Origin of the sequence: Kribbella orskensis (genome assembly GCF_004342085.1) — a bacterium.
Taxonomy (GTDB): Bacteria; Actinomycetota; Actinomycetes; order Propionibacteriales; family Kribbellaceae; genus Kribbella; species Kribbella orskensis.
In genome coordinates, this window is the sequence record NZ_SLWM01000017.1 from 136,109 (window position 1) to 152,417 (window position 16,309).

A 16,309-nucleotide genomic window follows, 5' to 3' on the forward strand; every position below is an offset into this window, starting at 1 on the left:
GGATCTGAACCTGCGACCTCTCGGTTATGAGTAGCCGTGACTGCGGCTCAGACGCCCACGTCGAGTATCAACAGACCAGCGTCACTGTGCTGCTCGCCGGGCCGCGCCCGGCTGTCGTCTCGGGTCCTGTTCGTCGTACCCACCGTGCCAGGAGGTCCACAAACTGGCATAGGTGCCGCCCGCACTAACGAGTTGGTCGTGGGTGCCCAGCTCGACCAGTTCGCCCGCCTCCAGCACCGCCACTCGGTCGGCGTCGTGCGCGGTCTGCAGCCGGTGGGCAATTGCGATGACCGTGCGCCCGCGCAGGACCGCCGCCAGCGACTGCTCCGTCTCCCGCGCGGTCGTCGGGTCGAGCAGCGCCGTTGCCTCGTCCAGGATCAGCGTGTGCGGGTCGGCAAGCACGACCCGCGCCAGCGACAGCTGCTGGGCACGCGCGCCATCGAGGCTGATAACGGCGCCGACCTCCGTATTCAGGCCCTGCGGCAAGTCGTCGATCCAGCGCGCGCCGAGAGCCTCCAGCGCGCCGCGCAGTTCCTCGTCGGTGGCGTTCGGTTTCACCACCCGTAGGTTGTCGCGCACCGTGTCGTGAAAGACGTGGTGGTCCTGGGTGACCAGCACTACCTGTTCGCGCAGCCGGTCCGGCGGGAGGTCCGCCAGCGGCGTCCCTCCCACGGTCACCGACCCGGTGCGGGGTCGGTCGAGGCCCGCCAGCAGCCGGGCCAGCGTGGACTTCCCCGCCCCTGAGGTGCCGATGATGGCCAGCCGCTCGCCGGGCCGCACCACCAGGTCGACTCCGCGCAGCACGTCCCGGCCGCCGTCGTAGGCGTAGCGGACGCCGGACACCTCGATGCGATCGTCTGCCGGGGACGCAGCAGGCCTGGGCTCCTCGCGCGGTACCTCCGCAAGTCCCTCGATCCGCGCATAGGACGCGATCGCGCCCTGCAACTGCTCCACCCACACCGTCAGCGTGTCCAATGGACCCACCAACTGCCGCATGTACACCGTCGCGGCCACCACCACGCCGACGCTGACCTGACCGTTCGCGTGCAGCGCCCCACCCACCAGCAGAACACCGACGGCTGGCAGCGCGCACGAGACATCGAACGACGGGAACAGCACCGTCCGCAGCCACAGCGTCCGCAGCCGGGCGGCCCTTGCGTCGGCGACTGCTCCGTCCGCGGCCTCTGCGCGTCGGCCTTCCAGTGCGAGCGCCTCAATCGTGCGGGCGCCCTTCGCGGTGCTCGTGACGACGTCGGCGAGCCGCGCGCCGGTGGCCGCCTCGGTCAGGTAGGCCGGACGGGCACGCCGCAGGTACCAGCGCAGCCCGGCGCCCACGCCGAGGAGGCACACCAGCCCGCACAGCCCGAGCAGCGGGTTCAGCACAAGCACTGCGGCGATGAGGAACACAGCCTGGACGAGGGCCACGAGGACCTCGGGCACCGCCCGCCTCAGCGTCAACGCCACCACGGAGGCGTCCGTACTGCCGCGGGCGATCAGGTCGCCGGCGGGCACATGCTCCGCGACAGACGGCGGCAGCGCGAGCGTACGCGCCAGGAACCGCTCGCGAACCCGACCCGCCGTGCGCTCGCCGAACCGGTAGCCTACTGCGAGCGCCCACCGCCCTAGCAGCATCTGCGCGACGGTGAACACAAGCACGCCGAGCGCTAGGCGATCCACGGTGCCGAGCACGTCGCCGGAGCCCGCCCGGACTGCGTCGACGATCCGGCCGAGCAGCCACGGCCCGACCAGGCCTGCCGCGGAGGCCATGCCGTTGAGCAGCAGGAGGCCGGCTACCGCGCCCAGGTCCGCGCGTAGGTCGCCCCACGCCGCGGCCCGAACCAGGGTTGCCCGGGCCACAGGCAGCGTCGCGCTCACGAGCCCACCTGCCCGTCCTGCACGCGGGAGACCAGGTCCCGGTAGACGGCGTTGTCGCGCAGCAGCTCCTCATGCGTGCCGGACGCCGCGGCGCGGCCGTGCGCCAGGAAGATGACCTCGTCGGCCTGGTCGAGTACCAACGGCGACGTCGTAGTGACCACCGTCGTGAGGCCGCGCCTGGCCACGCGTAACCGCTCGACTACGGCGGCCTCGGTGAGAGCGTCGACTGCGGAGGTCGGCTCGACGGCCATCAACACGTCCGGTGCGGCATAGAGGGCGCGCGCCAGGCGGAGCCGCTGCCGCTGCCCACCTGACAATGTGCTGCCGCCCCACGTGACTGGCGCGTCCAGACCGCCGGGCAGCGCCTCCACGACGTCCTCTGCCACGGCGGTCTGCACTGCCGCATGGACCCGCATGTCGTCGGGCTCGAACCGACCCGCGACGGCGGCGCGTACCGTTCCTGCGAACAGCTCGGCGTTGTTGTCAGCGACGACCAACCGCTCCCGCAACTGGTCGGCCGCTACCGCGTCGACCCGCACCCCTGCCCACGTCGCGTCGGTGCGGGTGAACCGGCCCAACCTCTCCACCACTGCGATCGCTTCATCGGGACGCGCGCTCACCAGCGCTGTCAATAGACCGGGCCGCACCAGGACGCCGGACTCCGGGTCGGCCAGCGGCCCGCAGCCGGCTGGGAGGTCGATCACGTCATGGAGGCTGTCCCGCTCGGGCCGCAGATTGAGCAGGTCGACGATGCGCCGGGCGGCTACCCGCGCGCGGGCGATTTCGCCACCGCTCTCAATGAAGGACGACACCGGTACAACAAGTACAGCAACGTAGCCGTAGACCGCGACGAGGTCGCCGATGGTGATTTCGCCCTGCGCGGTCATTCGCGCCGCCAGCCACACCACTGCGGCCAGAAACAGTGCGGGCAGCCCGCTCGCCAGAGCGCTCACCCAGCTCGCCGGGCTGCCGACGCGGTAGCCACGCTCCACTAGTTCCCGCGACTGGCGCCGGTAGCGCTCGGCCGCAAACTCCTTGCCTCCGAGGCCGTTAAGCACCCGCAGGCCGCCCAGGATGTCCACCAGCCGCGTGGTCAGCAGGCCCACGTCCACCCGGTAGTCGCCGCCGGTGCGCTCGATGTGCCGCAGCAGCGGCCCGACGGTGGCAGCCAGCAGAGGTACCCCGGCGAGCACGACCAAGGCCAGGAGCGGCGACATGGTGAACAGCACCACAGCGACCACCGCGTACGCCACGACCGCGCCGAACCCCGGACCCGTCACGGTCAACGACTGCGCGACGATCTGTACGTCGGTGATACCGATCGTCACCACCTCACCCGTGCCGATCCGCCGGGACAGCGCGGAGCCCAATCGGGCGGTGTGCCGCACGACCGTGCGCACTGTCCGGAACGATGCGTCCATGCGGATCTTCGTCATGGTTCGGTGCCGGGAGATCGCCAGCACGGCGATGAGCACGCTCACCACGACCAGCACCACAGACCACGTGACCAGGGCTGCAGTGTCTCCGGCGACGAGACCATCATCGACCGCGTGGGACAGCACCCACGGCGGCACGGCCAGGCCGACCATCCAGGAACTCCCCAGCGCCGCGCCTGCCGCGACGCGCCGCCCCTGCGACCGGGCGAGCCAGAACAGGAAGCGGAAGGGGCCACTCGTGTCGCGGGGCGCGGGAGGGACCCAGTCTTCGGCCAACCGATCCGCCGACCCGTGGCTGTTCGACATCAGGCAACCCTAGCGGTGACACGTGCGCATCGGCCCACCCACGGCGAACGCGGCCGGGCGCGGACCCCAAGAAATGCACACGATCTGGACACCTCGGCAACTGGGGGCATTCCTGCGGGTTGCGTTCCAAGATCGCTACAGCGGCATGTGGGTGCTTGCGGCAACTACAGGAATGCGGCGATCCGAGCTGGCTGGCGTCGAGCGCAACGGGGTCGATCTGGAGAACGAAACGCTGACGATCGCAGACACGAGAGTCGTGGTCGCCCGACGATCACAGGCATCGGACGGCAAGTCGGAAGCAAGCGGCTGCACGACGTCCGCCACACCCCACGCGACGCTGGCCCAGGACGAGGGGTAGAACATCAAGACGCTTAGCGAGCGGATCGGCCACGCAGACGTGACTGTCACGGGGAAGATCTACACCCACAAGTCGCGAGGGACGGATCGGTCGATAGGAGACGCGATGGCAGCGCTGATCGAGCGACTGGCGGCTGGCGCGGAGGCTCTCGACGAGCCTTTGGGTACTGATCTGGATACAGATGGCAGAAATGATCAGCGGTTGCAGGGGTCGAGCTCCCCGGCGAAGAAAACCGTTGCGGCCTTGAGGATCGCGTTGTCCGACTCGAGCCGGCGAACCTTCGCCTTCAGCTCCCTGATCTCGGCCAACTCCTCCGTGGTCGCGCCCTGACGGTCACCGGCGTCGACCTGGGCGCGCAACGCCCACCTGCGGGCCGTCTCCTTGCTGACACCAACCTATTTGGCCACCGTCCGACGCGGCCGTCAACGACGAGTACTCGCCGGGGTGGTTGTTGACCAACCGGACAGCGCGGGCACGGACCTCAGGATCGATCTTCTTCGGCATGGTGCACATCCTTCCAACTCAGAACGATGCGGCATCAAACCTGGGGCGCTTCAATCTTCGCGCCTAATCAACCTGCGCCGTGCTGTGCTGTGCCAGCTTGGCCGCATGTGGCGACTGCGTCGATCTACCCGCGTTAGCGGCGGCGGTGTGACGCGTATGCCGCCGGGCATGCAGAGAACCGCTGCACTAGGCCTGCTCCGCTGATCCCAACCCGTGTGGCGCGCGTAGACCCGTGGACCGCCCGCGCCGGGTGCCCGCCCTACGCCTCGACGTAGACCGTCATGGGCATGATGACCCCGTGTGACTCCGCCTGGGCGGCCATCTCCGGGGGAACCGAGGACAGCAACGCCTTGAAGGCCTCCAGGTCATCGATGTCGAACATGACGGCGGCGTGCCTGCTCCCGTCCAGGGCGACCAGGTCGGTGACCTCCGTCGCACCCGGCAGGCCCGCGGGGCGCTCGGTCTTTCCCCAAAGCCAGCGGTCGACATCCTGGACGGCGTGGGTGATGACTATTCTCGGCACTGGATCTCCTCCTCTCGAATGGCGACAGCCGAGCTTCAGGGCAACCGGCTCTGAGCCGGCCGCTGCTACGCCGGGGCGCCTGTGGGGACGACGCCGAGCTGCTGCATGAGCGACAGCATGTCCACGACACCCCAGTGCTCGCAGACCAGACCGGCTCCGTCAAATCGCATGATGTCGATGAGCTCCACGTCAACGCCCGTACCGGTCGGCGGCACACCCATGAACTCACCCTGGTGGGTCCCCGAGACCCTGACCCGGGCCACGGTCTTGTCCCCGTCGGCGATCAGGTCCTCGACGTTCATCCGAAAGTCGGGAAACGAGGTCAGCAGCGCCCGGAAGAAGTCGAGCATCCCCTCCTTCGTGGTGGGAAAGCCCAACCCACCCTGGTGCTCGACGTAGTCGTCCGCGACCAGGTCGCCGAACCTGGCGATGTCTCCCGCGTTGATCAGCTCGTAGGTACTCCGCATCGTCGCAGCGTGGTCCACCGTGGCACCCCCTTGTACGTGGTCGCAGCGTGCTTGCTGCCTGCGTTTGATCCTGTGAGCTGCAAGCGGCGAAGACATCACTCGATCGCGTGATGTACGACGGCGGCGAGCGCGACCCGGTTCGACACGCCCAGCTTGGCGAACACGTGCCGGAGGTGAGTGTTGACGGTGTGCGGCGAGATGTAGAGCCGCCTGGCCACGGCACCGTTCGTGAGCCCCTCTGCCACCAGCCGCGACACCGCCTGCTCGGTCGTGGTGAGGCTCTCCCAGCCGCCCGCCGGCCGGTGCCTCGACCCACGCGAGCCAGGCCGGACACCGAGCGCGCGCAACCGCCCCCGGACGCGGCCTGCCCAGGCATCGGCGCCCGCCTGCTCGTAGCGCTCCAGTGCCTCCGTCAGCAGCGCCGCCGACTCGTCGCGCCGTCCGCCCTGGGCCAGCAGCCTCGCCGCGTCCTCGCACGCGCCGGCGTGCTCGACCAGGAGCGGCGCCTGGCGGGCGAGCGAGACGGCCTGGAGCATCGGCTCGACCTCGCCGTCGACCATGCCCTGGCAGCGCAGCGCCAGGGACTGCACCGTCGGCACCTCCGGTGCCAGGGCCACTCCCTTCGCGACGGCGCCGGCCACCTCGGCCGCGACGTCACGATGACCCAGTGCCAGGCCCAGGCGCACGAGGTCGGGCGCGAGACAGCGATGGTAGAAACGGCTCTCCCGCGCCGCGTCGAACCGCCAGCACCGCAGGAGCAGGTCATAGGCAGCCTGCTGGTCGCCCTCGGCCGCCCTCAGCCCCGCCACCGCGAAGGCGAGGACTCCAGCGTTGTAGCTCAGCTGGTCGCCGTCCAGCGAGGCGGCGATTCCGGCGGTCAGCTCGCTAGCGGCCCGGTGATCTCCCACGGCCGTCGCGATGATGGCCCGATAGGCGAGCGACTGAGACACCAGGAGTGGGTTGCCCTTCTCCTGCGCGGCCTGGCCGCCGGCGATCAGGCCGGGTACAGCGTCGTCCCACTCCCCGATGGCGAAGGACGCCTGGGCGTCGGCCATGAGCGTCTCGGAGAGCCACCACCCCGCGCCGAACTCGTCGTCGAGAGCATCCCGGTACGCCGCTCGCGCCTCGCCGACAAGGTCACAGTCGAACAGCGCCAGGCCGAGGAAGAACTTCGGCTGCAGCGGCAGCGATCTCGTGTCGGGCGAGTCAGCAGCCAGCAGAGCTGCCCGCCGGGCGTGGGTCAGCGCTTCACCGAAGCGGCCCTGCCGGCCCACCGCCACCATCAACGCCGTCAGTGCCCACACCGTCATCGCCGGATCGCTCGCCTGCTCGGCGATGGCGAGTCCCTGGCCGGCGGACGCTTCGCCCGCTCTCGGGTCGCCCGTGTAGGTCAGGGCCCAGCTCTGCTGGGCCAGCATCAGCACCTGGTCGGAGGGCTGAAGCCGGGCGGAGCCGGCGAGGCTGGCCTGGACGACGGCGACCAGTTCGGCGGCGCGATTCTGGAGGGCCAGTGCACCGACAAGCGCAACGCGCAACGGTGTGTCCACCTCTGTGGCGTGGTGCCGGGCGAGCACTGTTTGCGCGCGGGTCGACGCCTCGGCCACCTTCCCGGCGCGCAGCAGCGCCTGGACCAGCTCCGCCGACACCAGATCCGCCTCGCGATGGCCGCCGGGCAGCAGCGCCTCGGCGCGGCGCATGAGCTCGACGGTGACCGACGGCGCCTGAGCCGACGCCTCACGGGCGGCGTCCCGCAGCCAGGCAGCCGCCTGCTCGTCACCCCGCTCCGCGCCGAGGATCAGATGGTCCGCCACGTCCAGTCGATCAGCGCCCCCGGCCATGAGCACGACCGCCGCTTCACGATGCAGGAGGCGGCGGGCGGGGGGCGGCACGTGCTGGTAGATCGCGTCATGCACGAGCTGGTGCCGGAACACGACGCGTTCGTCAGCCTCGTCCAGGAGCTGAGCGTCGAACGCGTGGCTGAGCTGCCCGACCACCTGGGCCGGCGGTCGGCCGGTGACGGCCGCGACGTCGCGAAGCGAAACGGCATCGCCCAGAACAGCCGTGACCTGCAGCAGTTCCAGCGTTGCCGGAGGCAGGTCGCGAAGCCGCCGAACCACGAGGTCACCCAGCGAGGCCGGCAGCTCCGAGGTCGTCACGTCGACGATGTCCCCGATGCGGCGCAGCAGTCCTTCATCGGCCAGTGAGCGCACCATGGCCACGGCCCACAGCGGGTTCCCGCCGGCCTTGGCCAGCATGGCGGTCAGGGCGGGGCCAGGAGACGCCCCGAGCACCTCGCGGGCGAGCGCGGCCACCTCCTCGGACGACAACGGCTGGAGCCGCAGGGTGCGCGCGCCTCCGGCCGCCAGATCAGCGAGCAGCCGTTCCAGCTGAGCTGGCTGCGGCGAAGGCCGAGCTGTCACCACGACAAGCAACGCGGCCAGGGGAAGCTGCCGTGCCACCGACAGGATCGTCAAGAGGCTTGCGCTGTCGGCCCAATGGATGTCCTCGGCCACGAGCAGCACCGGGCTCTCGGAGCACGTGCTCTCGACCAGGTCCACGATCTCCTCGACGACCCGGTACTGGATGTCGCCGGCGGCGGACGCAGGCGCCCCCAGGCCCCGGCCGGCCAGCAGCTCGCCGATCGCAGCCCTTCGCGGGTCAGGCGACCGCCGGCTCAGACCCAAAGCCGCAGCGACCACACCGAACGGGCGGGAGCGCTCGAAGGGATGCGCCTGGCCGCCGTACACGGCAACTCGACGAGAACGCGCGTCATCGACGACGCACTCCACCAGGCGGGTCTTGCCGATGCCCGCCTCCCCCTCGATCACCAGCGCCGACGCCCTGCCCTCGCTGAGATCGTGCACGGCAGCCGCAGCCAGGGCAAGCTCGACCTCCCGGCCCACCATCCCTTCCGCCGAAGACATGTTCAAGGCTCTCCCACGCCAGCACCAGAGTCCAGCCGTCGAAGTCGGGCGAGCATTCCGCGGCCCGCGCGGTCATTCTGGGCGGATGAGACGTGGCCGACTCACTCCCTGTCGTGACGGGTGATGCGCGACAGATCCGTCCACCTGATACTTGGCAGCCCGGAGTAGCCGACGTGCGGCTGTCGTCCACCGAACGACGGTCCGGCCATCGCGCCGATGCGGCGTTTCGTCACTGGCGATCTACCCCTCTGAAAGTGCATCCGTGGCGAGCACACGCATCTTTCGAGCGTCGGCGGCAACACGGATCCCGGCTCTAGTCAGTCGGGCAGGAACTGTCGCACTGGGTGACCCTCGGTGAAGTCGACCAGGCGATCGCCTGTCCGGGCGTCGCCCCACCCCTTATCGGTGTCGAACTGCTCAGACGTACTCATTATCTCGATGTCGGGCGGCTCGCCGGCGAGCGCCATGTTGCGCCCGAACCGCGCGCTGAAGACCGCTGCCCGGATAGCGTCACGCAGCACCGGCACGTTCCAGCTGTTCGCTTCCGAGGAGTCCGTGAAGTTGACGTCCGCACCCTTGTCCATGAGGACTCGAGCAACCTCGAAGTTGCCGGACTTGATGGCGACCCCTGGAGTGCCGACTGACCATCGTCCTTCTTGGCGGAGCCCCGATCCAGGTCCTGATCTACCAGACGAACCAGTGTGAAGCAGCTCACGGTCAGCACAGCTAGGAGGTCTCCAGCAGAACAAACCCGCAGGTCAGACCTCATCTGACAAAACGAAGGCCCGGACCTGTTGGTCCGGGCCTTCTTTGGTAGCGGGGGCAGGATTTGAACCTGCGACCTCTGGGTTATGAGCCCAGCGAGCTACCGAGCTGCTCCACCCCGCGCCGTTGTGTCTTTAGTTTAGAGGATCCGGGCCGTGCAACCAAATCGGCTCCCGGTGTGGCTGTGGCCGGCGTAAATCCGTGTCAGAGGCGGCCTGTCCGGCGTACCGTCCGGGTATGTCTCGTGTCGTCATCCGGCCGTTCGAGACGGCCGATCTGCCCGCTGCCAGCCGGTTGCTCGCCGAGCGGCATGCGCGTCACCGGCTGAAGCATCCGCTGCTGCCGGCGGAGTACGAGGACCCGAAGCTCGCGCTGATCGAGGTCACTGCCGCCTGGGAGTCCGAGGGCGCGTCTGGTTCGGTGCTTGTCGATGGCGACGAGGTCACCGGCTATTTGCTGGGAGCCCCTAAGTCGTCACCGCTCTGGGGTCCGAACATCTGGGTGGAGCAGGCCGGCCAGGCGGTGCGGGTGCCGGAGTACATGAGGGACCTGTACGGCGCGGCCGCGACCAAGTGGGTGGCGGACGGCCGCACAGCGCAGTACGTGCTGGTGCCGGATGATGCTGAGCTGGTCGACGCTTGGTTCCGGCTGGGCTTCGGCTCGCAGCACGCCCACGCAATAAGGCCTGTACCGGCCGAGCCTCTTGCTGCCCGCCCAAACCTGACCGTACGACGTGCTGGGCGCGGCGACATCCCAGTACTGGCTGAGCTGGATCTGGTGCTGCCGCGGCACCAGGCGTTGTCTCCCGTGTTCTCGGCTGGGGAACTGCCGACACTGGAGGAGGCGTTGGCTGACTGGGAGGAGTCGATCGACGACCGGGAGTACGCGACTTTCGTTGCCGAGTACAACGGGCAGGTGATCGGCTCGTCCATCGGCTGCTCGATCGAGAAGTCCAGCGCGCACGGCGGGCTCGCACAGCCGGACAACGCGGGCTTCCTCGCCTACGCGGCGGTGCTGCCCGAGTCGCGCGGACTAGGTGCCGGCCGGGCCTTGGGCGAAGCCGTGCTGAACTGGGCCGTCGAGGTGGGCTACACCAGTGTGGTGACGGACTGGCGGGTTACGAACCTGCTGTCTTCGCGGGCGTGGCCGCGGCTTGGCTTCGTCCAGACCTTCCACCGGCTGCATCGGCTCATCGGGTATTGAACCCTGCGCATCCGCGCGATCACTCCTAGCACATCCGCTTCGTCCACAGGCAGAGAATTCGTCGCCGCGAAAACGAAGAACCGGTGCAACTTCTCTGGCAAGGAAACAGACGCCTGCAGCAGGGCAGGCGATGCGGATCCGCTCTAGGAGGCAGCCATGTCGTGTTCTTCTTCTTGGTCCACCGTCGCGCCGGCGACCCGACGTATCGTGATCGGCAGTGCGATCGGTGTCACCGCGCTGGCCGCCCTGGTGGCGGCACCGGCGTCAGCGGTGACGGCATCATCGGCGGCGGGACTCGCTGCGGAGCCGCGGTCCGGGAATCACCGGACTCCCCCGTCGACCCAGCACAGGGCGTGCATCTTGGACGGATTCGTCATCGAGAAACTGCCCGGCGGCATCGGCTCGCCGAGCGACTTCGAGTACGAGTGGGAGGACGTCGTCTTCCACAGCAGGGTCTGGGAGACCGGGCCCGATCCGGAGGGCGCCACCAAGGTGGACCTCACGGTCAAGACGGTCCGGGGCGAGAAGCTGATCGACCTGGAGTCACTGCGCACCTTCCTGACCGAGTACCACGAGAAGGATCCCGAGACGTGGGAGCTGACCGCTGTCGACGTCGGTGGGTACGGCGGTTATGCCGCCGAGGACCAGGTCTTCTTCTTCATCTCACCGGGGATCGCCGCGGAGGTGTCGATCGACCGCAGCCGCTTCACCGAGGAAGACCTGATGACCACAGCCGCAGGCTTCCACCCGGAGAACTCCGCCTGATCGGTGCCCGCGGCCCGATCCCACCTCACCTGTACTGCGCTCTGCTGGTCGCCGCGCGCAGCTAGTCGGTCCCGGGCGCGATAGGTGCTCTGGGCAAGCGAATCGCCGACTGCTCGGCGTGGAGCGGGCTTGGTGGGTGCCACCTGGTCGGCGGTTACTGGGGTATCGCCGGTGGGCGGTGCAGTGGCGGGCGCGGGCGAGTGGTGCCGGGGTGGAATGGGAGAACGGGCGGCGACGCCGAGGTTGGTCGGAGTCGCCGCCCGTTCTGTTCAGCCGGTCAGCCGGTTGGTGAGCTGGGAGGGCTCGAGGGTGGTGTGGCTGGTGTCGATGGTGCGCCGGACGGGGTCGGCGTTGGTGTCGGGGTTGCCGCGCCTGCCTTGACGGCTCGGTCGATCGCCGCCTTCATCTTGTTCACCGCGGCCTGGTAGCCGGCGAGGTCGCCACGTTGCAAGGCGGCTTGGGCGTCGCCGTAGGCCGTCTGTGCCTCGGCGAGCGCCTGCTTGATCGTCTGGTTCGCCGGTGGAGTCGTCGGCTTGCTGCCGGGTGGCTCCTCGCCGGTTTCGACGTCGGTGTTGAAGACCTTGTTCAGGGCTTCCTGGAGGGTCGCGCCGAAGGCCACACGATCACCGAAACCGACCAGCACGTACCGGAGGACCGGGTAGCTACCTGGACCACTGGTGCGGACCGAGTAGACCGGCTGGACGTAGAGCAGACCACCACCGAGCGGCAGCGTCAGCAGGTTGCCGTACTGCGCTCTGGCGCCGCTACTGGGCTGGTTGATCGGGAGCAGCGCCGCCCGGATCGCATCATCTGTCTGGAACTTGTTGGCGACTTGTCCCGGACCTGGGATCTGCACGTTGCCAGGCAATCGAAGGATCCGGAACTGGCCATAGTCCGGTGACGATGCCTCGGAATCGACGGCCATGAACGCGGTCAGGTTCTCCCGCTCCGCGTTCGGGACGTAGACGGAAGTGAGCGAGAACTTCGGGTCCTGCTGGTCAGGCATCCGCAGCGACAAGTAGAACGGAGGCTGGTTGATGACCGAGGAGTCCGCGTTCGCCGCGCCCTGCGTCGGGTCGGCCGGCACCCGCCAGAGGTCGCTGTTCTGGTACCAGGTGGTCGAGTCCGTCACGTGGTACTTCGCGAGCAGGTCGCGCTGCACCTTGAACATGTCCTCGGGGTACCGCAGGTGAGACATCAGCGCGGGCGAGATGTCCGAGCGCGGCTTCACCGTGTTCGGGAACGCCTTCATCCAGGTCTTCAGCAGCGGGTCGCTCTCGTCCCACGCGTACAGCTCGACCGAGCCGTCGTAGGCGTTGACGACCGCCTTGACGGAGTTGCGGATGTAGTTGATCTGCTCACTCGGCTGCTGGGCGATGGTGCCCCGGCCCGTGGTGGTGTCGCGGGTGCTGTCGTCGAGCGCGACCTTCTCGGAGTACGGGTAGTTCGCCGAGGTGGTGTAGCCGTCGACGATCCAGACGACCTGTCCGTCGACGACCGCCGGGTACGGGTCGCCGTCGGGGGTCAGCCATGGGGCGGCCTTCTCGACGCGCTCGCGCGGGTTGCGGTCGTAGAGGATCTTCGAGTCGCTGTTCACCCGGCTCGAGAGCAGGATGTTCGCGTCGCGGAACTTGGTGGCGTAGAGCAGCCGGTTGCCGAACGAGCCGACCGGGACGCCGCCCTTGCCGAGGTACGTGTTCAGCGTCGGGTCGCCGCCGTTCTTGCCCTCCGGGGTGTCCAGCTCGACCGCCGAGCCGCCCTTCGGTCCACCGACGATCGAGTAGTCCGGGGACTGCTCGCCGAAGTAGATCCGCGGCTCGTAGTCGCCGAGCTCACCGGTCGGCGGCAGGTCCTTCTCGGACCACACCGGCGAACCGTCCACGGCGCGCTGGTTGCCGTTCGCGGCCACGACCCCGTAGCCGTGGGTGTAGACGGTGTGGTCGTTGTTCCAGTTGCGCTGGCCGGCCGGCAACCGGTCGATCTCGACCTCGCGGACCGCGATCACGGTGTCCTTGACCTGGTCGCCGATCTTGTAGCGGTCGACGTCCAGATCGGTCGGGAAGGAGTAGAAGCCCCGGACCTGCTGCAACTGCTCGAAGGTCGGGCCGACCACGCTCGGGTCGATCAGCCGGATACCCGGCAGCACCTCGGCGTCCGCCGACAGCTGCCCCGGCGAGGCGGTCGTCTTCGCCTCGTAGTTGATGATCTTCGTCTTCTCCAGACCGTAGGCCTGGCGGGTCGCCTCGATGTTCTTGGAGATGTACGAGGCTTCCTTCACCGGCTCGCTCGGGCGGACCCGAAGCTGCTGGAGGGCCGCCGGCCAGAGCGCACCGAGGAGGATCGCCGAGAGGACGAGGACGACCGTGCCGACACCCGGCAACAGCCAGGTCTTGCGAACGACGTTGGCGAAGAAGAGCACGGCACAGAGCACTGCTATGACAGCCAGGATCTCCTTGCTGGGCAGGACTGCGTTGTCGCCCGTGTAGGAGATACCGGTGAACAGACGACTGTCAGAGGTGGTCAGCCCGAAGCGATCGAGCCAGTAGCTGAACGCCTTGAGCAGAACGAGCAGACCCAGCAGAACGGAGAACTGCACCTGGGCCGCCCCGGAGGCCTTCTGACCCTTCGCGGACGGGCGGAAGCCGCCGTACAGGTAGTGGGTGATGATCGCGGCGACCAGCGACAGCAGGACGATCGAGTAGCCGAAGCCGAGCAGGACGCGCAGCCACGGATAGTCGAAGACGAAGAACGAGATGTCCTTGTTGAAGTGCTTGTCGGTGACGCCGAACGGAGTGCGGTTCCGCCAGGCGAGGAAGACCTTCCACTCCCCCGACGCGGCCGAACCACCGAAGATCAGCATCAGGCCGGCCAGCACACCGATGGCGATCTTGCCGCGCTGCTTGAGGAGCTCGCCGTACCGCTCGAAGCCGGGGCTCGGCGACGGGGCGAGCGCGACCCGCGGCCTGGTGCGGAACGCGATGATCACGTTCGCGACCACCGCGCCCGCCATCAGCAGACCGACCACGAAGAAGAGCAGCACCCGGGTGCCGAGCACGGTGCTGAAGACCGAGCCGAGTTCGACCGAGCGGTACCAGAGTCGCTGGGTCCAGACGTCGGTGAAGACGCTGAACAGGATGAGCAGCACGATCAGGGTGGCGATCGTGGGGAGCAGGGCCCGCGGGCGCTGCCCGGGCGTTCGCCGGGGCCGCCGCGGCTCCTCCGGCATGTCGTAGACGCCGTCGCTCATGGTCGCTTCTCCTTGTTGTCACTCATACCGTCGCGCACTGGGCCGTCATCGAGTGGCCTGTCGTCGAGAGGCCCGTCGTCGAGACCCCGGCCGACGGTGACGCCGTCGGCTGAAGGCTCGAATGTCAATGACAGTACTTGGCAGAGGGTAGGGACCAAGTCGATGCCGGTGAGCACCGCGCTGTCCTCGTCGTGGGTCCGCAGCCGGACAGCGCCGAACCGGCCGCCCTCACGGAGGACGCCGGCGACCATCCGGACCTCGTGCCGACGCGGGTCGCTGCCCGCCATCCGGGCGAGTTCAGCGTCGGTGTCGGCGTCGGACAGACCCGCCTCGGCCGCGGCCGGCAGCACGATCCGCTCGACCGCGACCGCACAGCCGCTCACGCCGTCCGGCCACTCGATCTGGGCCAGCGCGTCGGCCAGGTTCTCGTCGTCCAGGCCGCCGGGCAGCTCGCCCTGCGCGACCGGAGTCAGCGGCTGCGACGCGTCCTCGGCGCCGAGCTCGGCGGCCAGCTGTGGTTCGGCGCGGAGCAGATCCTCGGTCGGGACCAGCGCGAACAACTGCGCGGGCTGGTCCCAGCCCGCGCTGCTGACGTGCCGCTCGATCTCGATCACCGCCTGGCTCAGCGCGTCGGCGGGCGGGGTGCTGTCAGGTCCTACTTGGTGCATGCCGGGACGTCTCCAGTTCCACTGGCCAGTGCGGTCAGTGCGCCGATCGCCTCGTGCAGGGTGGTGATCTTCACCAGGCGGATGTCCTTGACCCCTGCGTGCAGGGCCGCTTCACAGTTCGGTGCCGGAACCAGGAACACGGTGGCCCCGCTCTCCTTGGCTCCCGCGATCTTCTGCTGGATGCCGCCGATTGCGCCGACCTGGCCGAGCGCGTCGATGGTTCCGGTGCCGGCGACGTGCTTGCCGTCCAGCAGCGGACCAGGCGTCAGCTTGTCGTAGATGGCCAGCGCGAACGCGGTACCGGCGCTCGGGCCGCCGATGTCCTGGCCGAGGTTCACGCTCACCTTGACCGGCGAGTCGACCCCGACGCTGATGCCGACCATCGGGCGGGTCTCCTCGCCGGGCGTCGCCGCGGTCGTCAGTACGACGGTCTCCTCGGCGCCGCCGCGACGGATCACGAAGGTGACCTCGTCGCCGACCTTGTGCTTGCGGACCAGTTCGCCGACCTGCGTGACCTGGGTGGTGGCGACGCCGTCGACCTCGAGGATCACGTCACCGACCTTGAGCTTGCCGTCGGCCGGGCTGCCCTTGGCCACCGTCGAGACCTTCGGGCTGAACGGGACCTTCGCCTCCTGCAGGGCCGCGGCGACCGCGCTGTCCTGCGAGCCGGTCATCTCCGCGGTGTTCTGCTGCTCCACCTGGTCCGCGCTCTGCTCCGGCGGATAGATGATGTCGCGCGGGAACAGGTCGTGGTGCGGGTCGAGCCAGTTCCGCATCGCCTGGGGCAGCGTGAGGTCGCGGTCCGGCGAGGTGACCGAGACCGTCGTCAGGTCCAGTTCGCCGGTCGTCGGGTACGTCTGGTGGCCGGTGATCTCGATGACCGGCTTGGACTTCGACTCGCCGAGGGTGTTCTTCACCGGCCCCGGGCTGAAGGAGACGAACGGCACCGGGAAGACGGTGACCAGTCCGAGCGAGATGACGAGCACGACGATCGAGGTGACCAGCGTGGCGGTACGACGTGTCACGAACCCTGCCCTGCGATCTTGAGTTTCCGGACGAGACCGCGCAGACCCCCGCGCGGCTCAGGGGTGGACCGGGGACCGGGCGCGGCCATCGCCTCGTTGAAGCGACGGAAGTCCTCCACCGACGCGAAGGCGCCACCGGACCGGCGTGGACCGCGGTTCCGCCCGCGCCAAGCCGCCCAGCACATCGCCAGGGCGGTGGCGACCAGCGGGAACGCCAGCCACGCCAAGACCTTCATCCGGCCA

Annotated in this window: 14 protein-coding genes and 1 tRNA gene; 3 read left to right on the forward strand and 12 right to left on the reverse strand. The window is 68.9% G+C overall.

What is annotated here, in order from left to right:
• Window positions 1–81 precede the first annotated feature (81 nt).
• Entirely contained in the window at window positions 82–1,875 is a 1,794-nt protein-coding gene (locus tag EV644_RS32760) for an ABC transporter ATP-binding protein (protein WP_132193285.1), read from the reverse strand.
• Window positions 1,872–3,617 (reverse strand): ABC transporter transmembrane domain-containing protein, encoded by a 1,746-nt coding sequence (locus tag EV644_RS32765; protein ID WP_132193287.1) that lies wholly within the window; start codon window positions 3,615–3,617, stop codon window positions 1,872–1,874. Before EV644_RS32765 ends, EV644_RS32760 begins: the two co-directional genes overlap by 4 nt.
• A gap of 73 nt (window positions 3,618–3,690) precedes the next feature.
• Between EV644_RS32765 and EV644_RS32770 the strand changes: the two genes are divergently transcribed.
• On the forward strand, window positions 3,691–3,975 hold the full coding sequence (locus EV644_RS32770) for a site-specific integrase (RefSeq protein WP_132193289.1): 285 nt from the start codon (window positions 3,691–3,693) through the stop codon (window positions 3,973–3,975).
• A gap of 194 nt (window positions 3,976–4,169) precedes the next feature.
• Here the strand turns inward: EV644_RS32770 and EV644_RS44800 are convergent, their stop codons facing one another.
• The 6 genes from EV644_RS44800 to EV644_RS32795 form a co-directional block, all read right to left on the reverse strand.
• Window positions 4,170–4,334 (reverse strand): hypothetical protein, encoded by a 165-nt coding sequence (locus EV644_RS44800; RefSeq protein ID WP_158292985.1) that lies wholly within the window; start codon window positions 4,332–4,334, stop codon window positions 4,170–4,172.
• 404 nt (window positions 4,335–4,738) lie between these two features.
• On the reverse strand, window positions 4,739–5,002 hold the full coding sequence (locus tag EV644_RS32775) for a hypothetical protein (protein ID WP_132193291.1): 264 nt from the start codon (window positions 5,000–5,002) through the stop codon (window positions 4,739–4,741).
• 65 nt (window positions 5,003–5,067) lie between these two features.
• Window positions 5,068–5,469 (reverse strand): ester cyclase, encoded by a 402-nt coding sequence (locus tag EV644_RS32780; protein WP_158292986.1) that lies wholly within the window; start codon window positions 5,467–5,469, stop codon window positions 5,068–5,070.
• Window positions 5,470–5,564: 95 nt separating this feature from the next.
• Entirely contained in the window at window positions 5,565–8,393 is a 2,829-nt protein-coding gene (locus tag EV644_RS32785) for a helix-turn-helix transcriptional regulator (protein WP_132193295.1), read from the reverse strand.
• 317 nt (window positions 8,394–8,710) lie between these two features.
• A complete protein-coding gene (locus tag EV644_RS32790) occupies window positions 8,711–8,977 on the reverse strand; it encodes a hypothetical protein (RefSeq protein WP_132193297.1) in 267 nt (88 codons plus the stop codon).
• A 227-nt stretch (window positions 8,978–9,204) separates the two neighbouring features.
• Window positions 9,205–9,281, reverse strand: a tRNA-Met gene (locus EV644_RS32795).
• 114 nt (window positions 9,282–9,395) lie between these two features.
• On the opposite strand from EV644_RS32795, the gene EV644_RS32800 reads away from it, so the two are divergent.
• On the forward strand, window positions 9,396–10,361 hold the full coding sequence (locus tag EV644_RS32800; protein WP_241999096.1) for a GNAT family N-acetyltransferase: 966 nt from the start codon (window positions 9,396–9,398) through the stop codon (window positions 10,359–10,361).
• Between the two features lie 360 nt (window positions 10,362–10,721).
• Entirely contained in the window at window positions 10,722–11,126 is a 405-nt protein-coding gene (locus EV644_RS32805) for a hypothetical protein (protein WP_241999098.1), read from the forward strand.
• A gap of 277 nt (window positions 11,127–11,403) precedes the next feature.
• Here the strand turns inward: EV644_RS32805 and EV644_RS32810 are convergent, their stop codons facing one another.
• From EV644_RS32810 to EV644_RS32825, 4 genes are read right to left on the reverse strand one after another with little or no spacing between them, the layout of a single operon-like run.
• Entirely contained in the window at window positions 11,404–14,373 is a 2,970-nt protein-coding gene (locus EV644_RS32810; RefSeq protein ID WP_132193301.1) for a UPF0182 family membrane protein, read from the reverse strand.
• Window positions 14,370–15,041, reverse strand: a complete 672-nt coding sequence (locus tag EV644_RS32815) for a PPA1309 family protein (RefSeq protein ID WP_199240122.1) — start codon at window positions 15,039–15,041, stop codon at window positions 14,370–14,372. The genes EV644_RS32810 and EV644_RS32815 overlap by 4 nt, the downstream gene beginning before the upstream one ends.
• On the reverse strand, window positions 15,029–16,066 hold the full coding sequence (locus EV644_RS32820) for a YlbL family protein (protein WP_132193303.1): 1,038 nt from the start codon (window positions 16,064–16,066) through the stop codon (window positions 15,029–15,031). Before EV644_RS32820 ends, EV644_RS32815 begins: the two co-directional genes overlap by 13 nt.
• Window positions 16,063–16,302: a hypothetical protein gene (locus EV644_RS32825; RefSeq protein ID WP_132193305.1), complete on the reverse strand. Its 240-nt coding sequence runs from the start codon at window positions 16,300–16,302 to the stop codon at window positions 16,063–16,065. The genes EV644_RS32820 and EV644_RS32825 overlap by 4 nt, the downstream gene beginning before the upstream one ends.
• Window positions 16,303–16,309: the final 7 nt, after the last annotated feature.

What these genes read in the sequence shown, in the direction of transcription:
- EV644_RS32765 (WP_132193287.1), bottom strand. Translation starts at nt 3,617, where the DNA reads ATGTCGAACAGCCACGGGTCGGCGGATCGGTTGGCCGAAGACTGGGTC.
- EV644_RS32770 (WP_132193289.1), top strand. Translation starts at nt 3,691, where the DNA reads ATGCACACGATCTGGACACCTCGGCAACTGGGGGCATTCCTGCGGGTT.
- EV644_RS32780 (WP_158292986.1), bottom strand. Translation starts at nt 5,469, where the DNA reads ATGCGGAGTACCTACGAGCTGATCAACGCGGGAGACATCGCCAGGTTC.
- EV644_RS32785 (WP_132193295.1), bottom strand. Translation starts at nt 8,393, where the DNA reads ATGTCTTCGGCGGAAGGGATGGTGGGCCGGGAGGTCGAGCTTGCCCTG.
- EV644_RS32790 (WP_132193297.1), bottom strand. Translation starts at nt 8,977, where the DNA reads ATGGACAAGGGTGCGGACGTCAACTTCACGGACTCCTCGGAAGCGAAC.
- EV644_RS32800 (WP_241999096.1), top strand. Translation starts at nt 9,396, where the DNA reads ATGTCTCGTGTCGTCATCCGGCCGTTCGAGACGGCCGATCTGCCCGCT.
- EV644_RS32810 (WP_132193301.1), bottom strand. Translation starts at nt 14,373, where the DNA reads ATGAGCGACGGCGTCTACGACATGCCGGAGGAGCCGCGGCGGCCCCGG.
- EV644_RS32815 (WP_199240122.1), bottom strand. Translation starts at nt 15,041, where the DNA reads ATGCACCAAGTAGGACCTGACAGCACCCCGCCCGCCGACGCGCTGAGC.
- EV644_RS32825 (WP_132193305.1), bottom strand. Translation starts at nt 16,302, where the DNA reads ATGAAGGTCTTGGCGTGGCTGGCGTTCCCGCTGGTCGCCACCGCCCTG.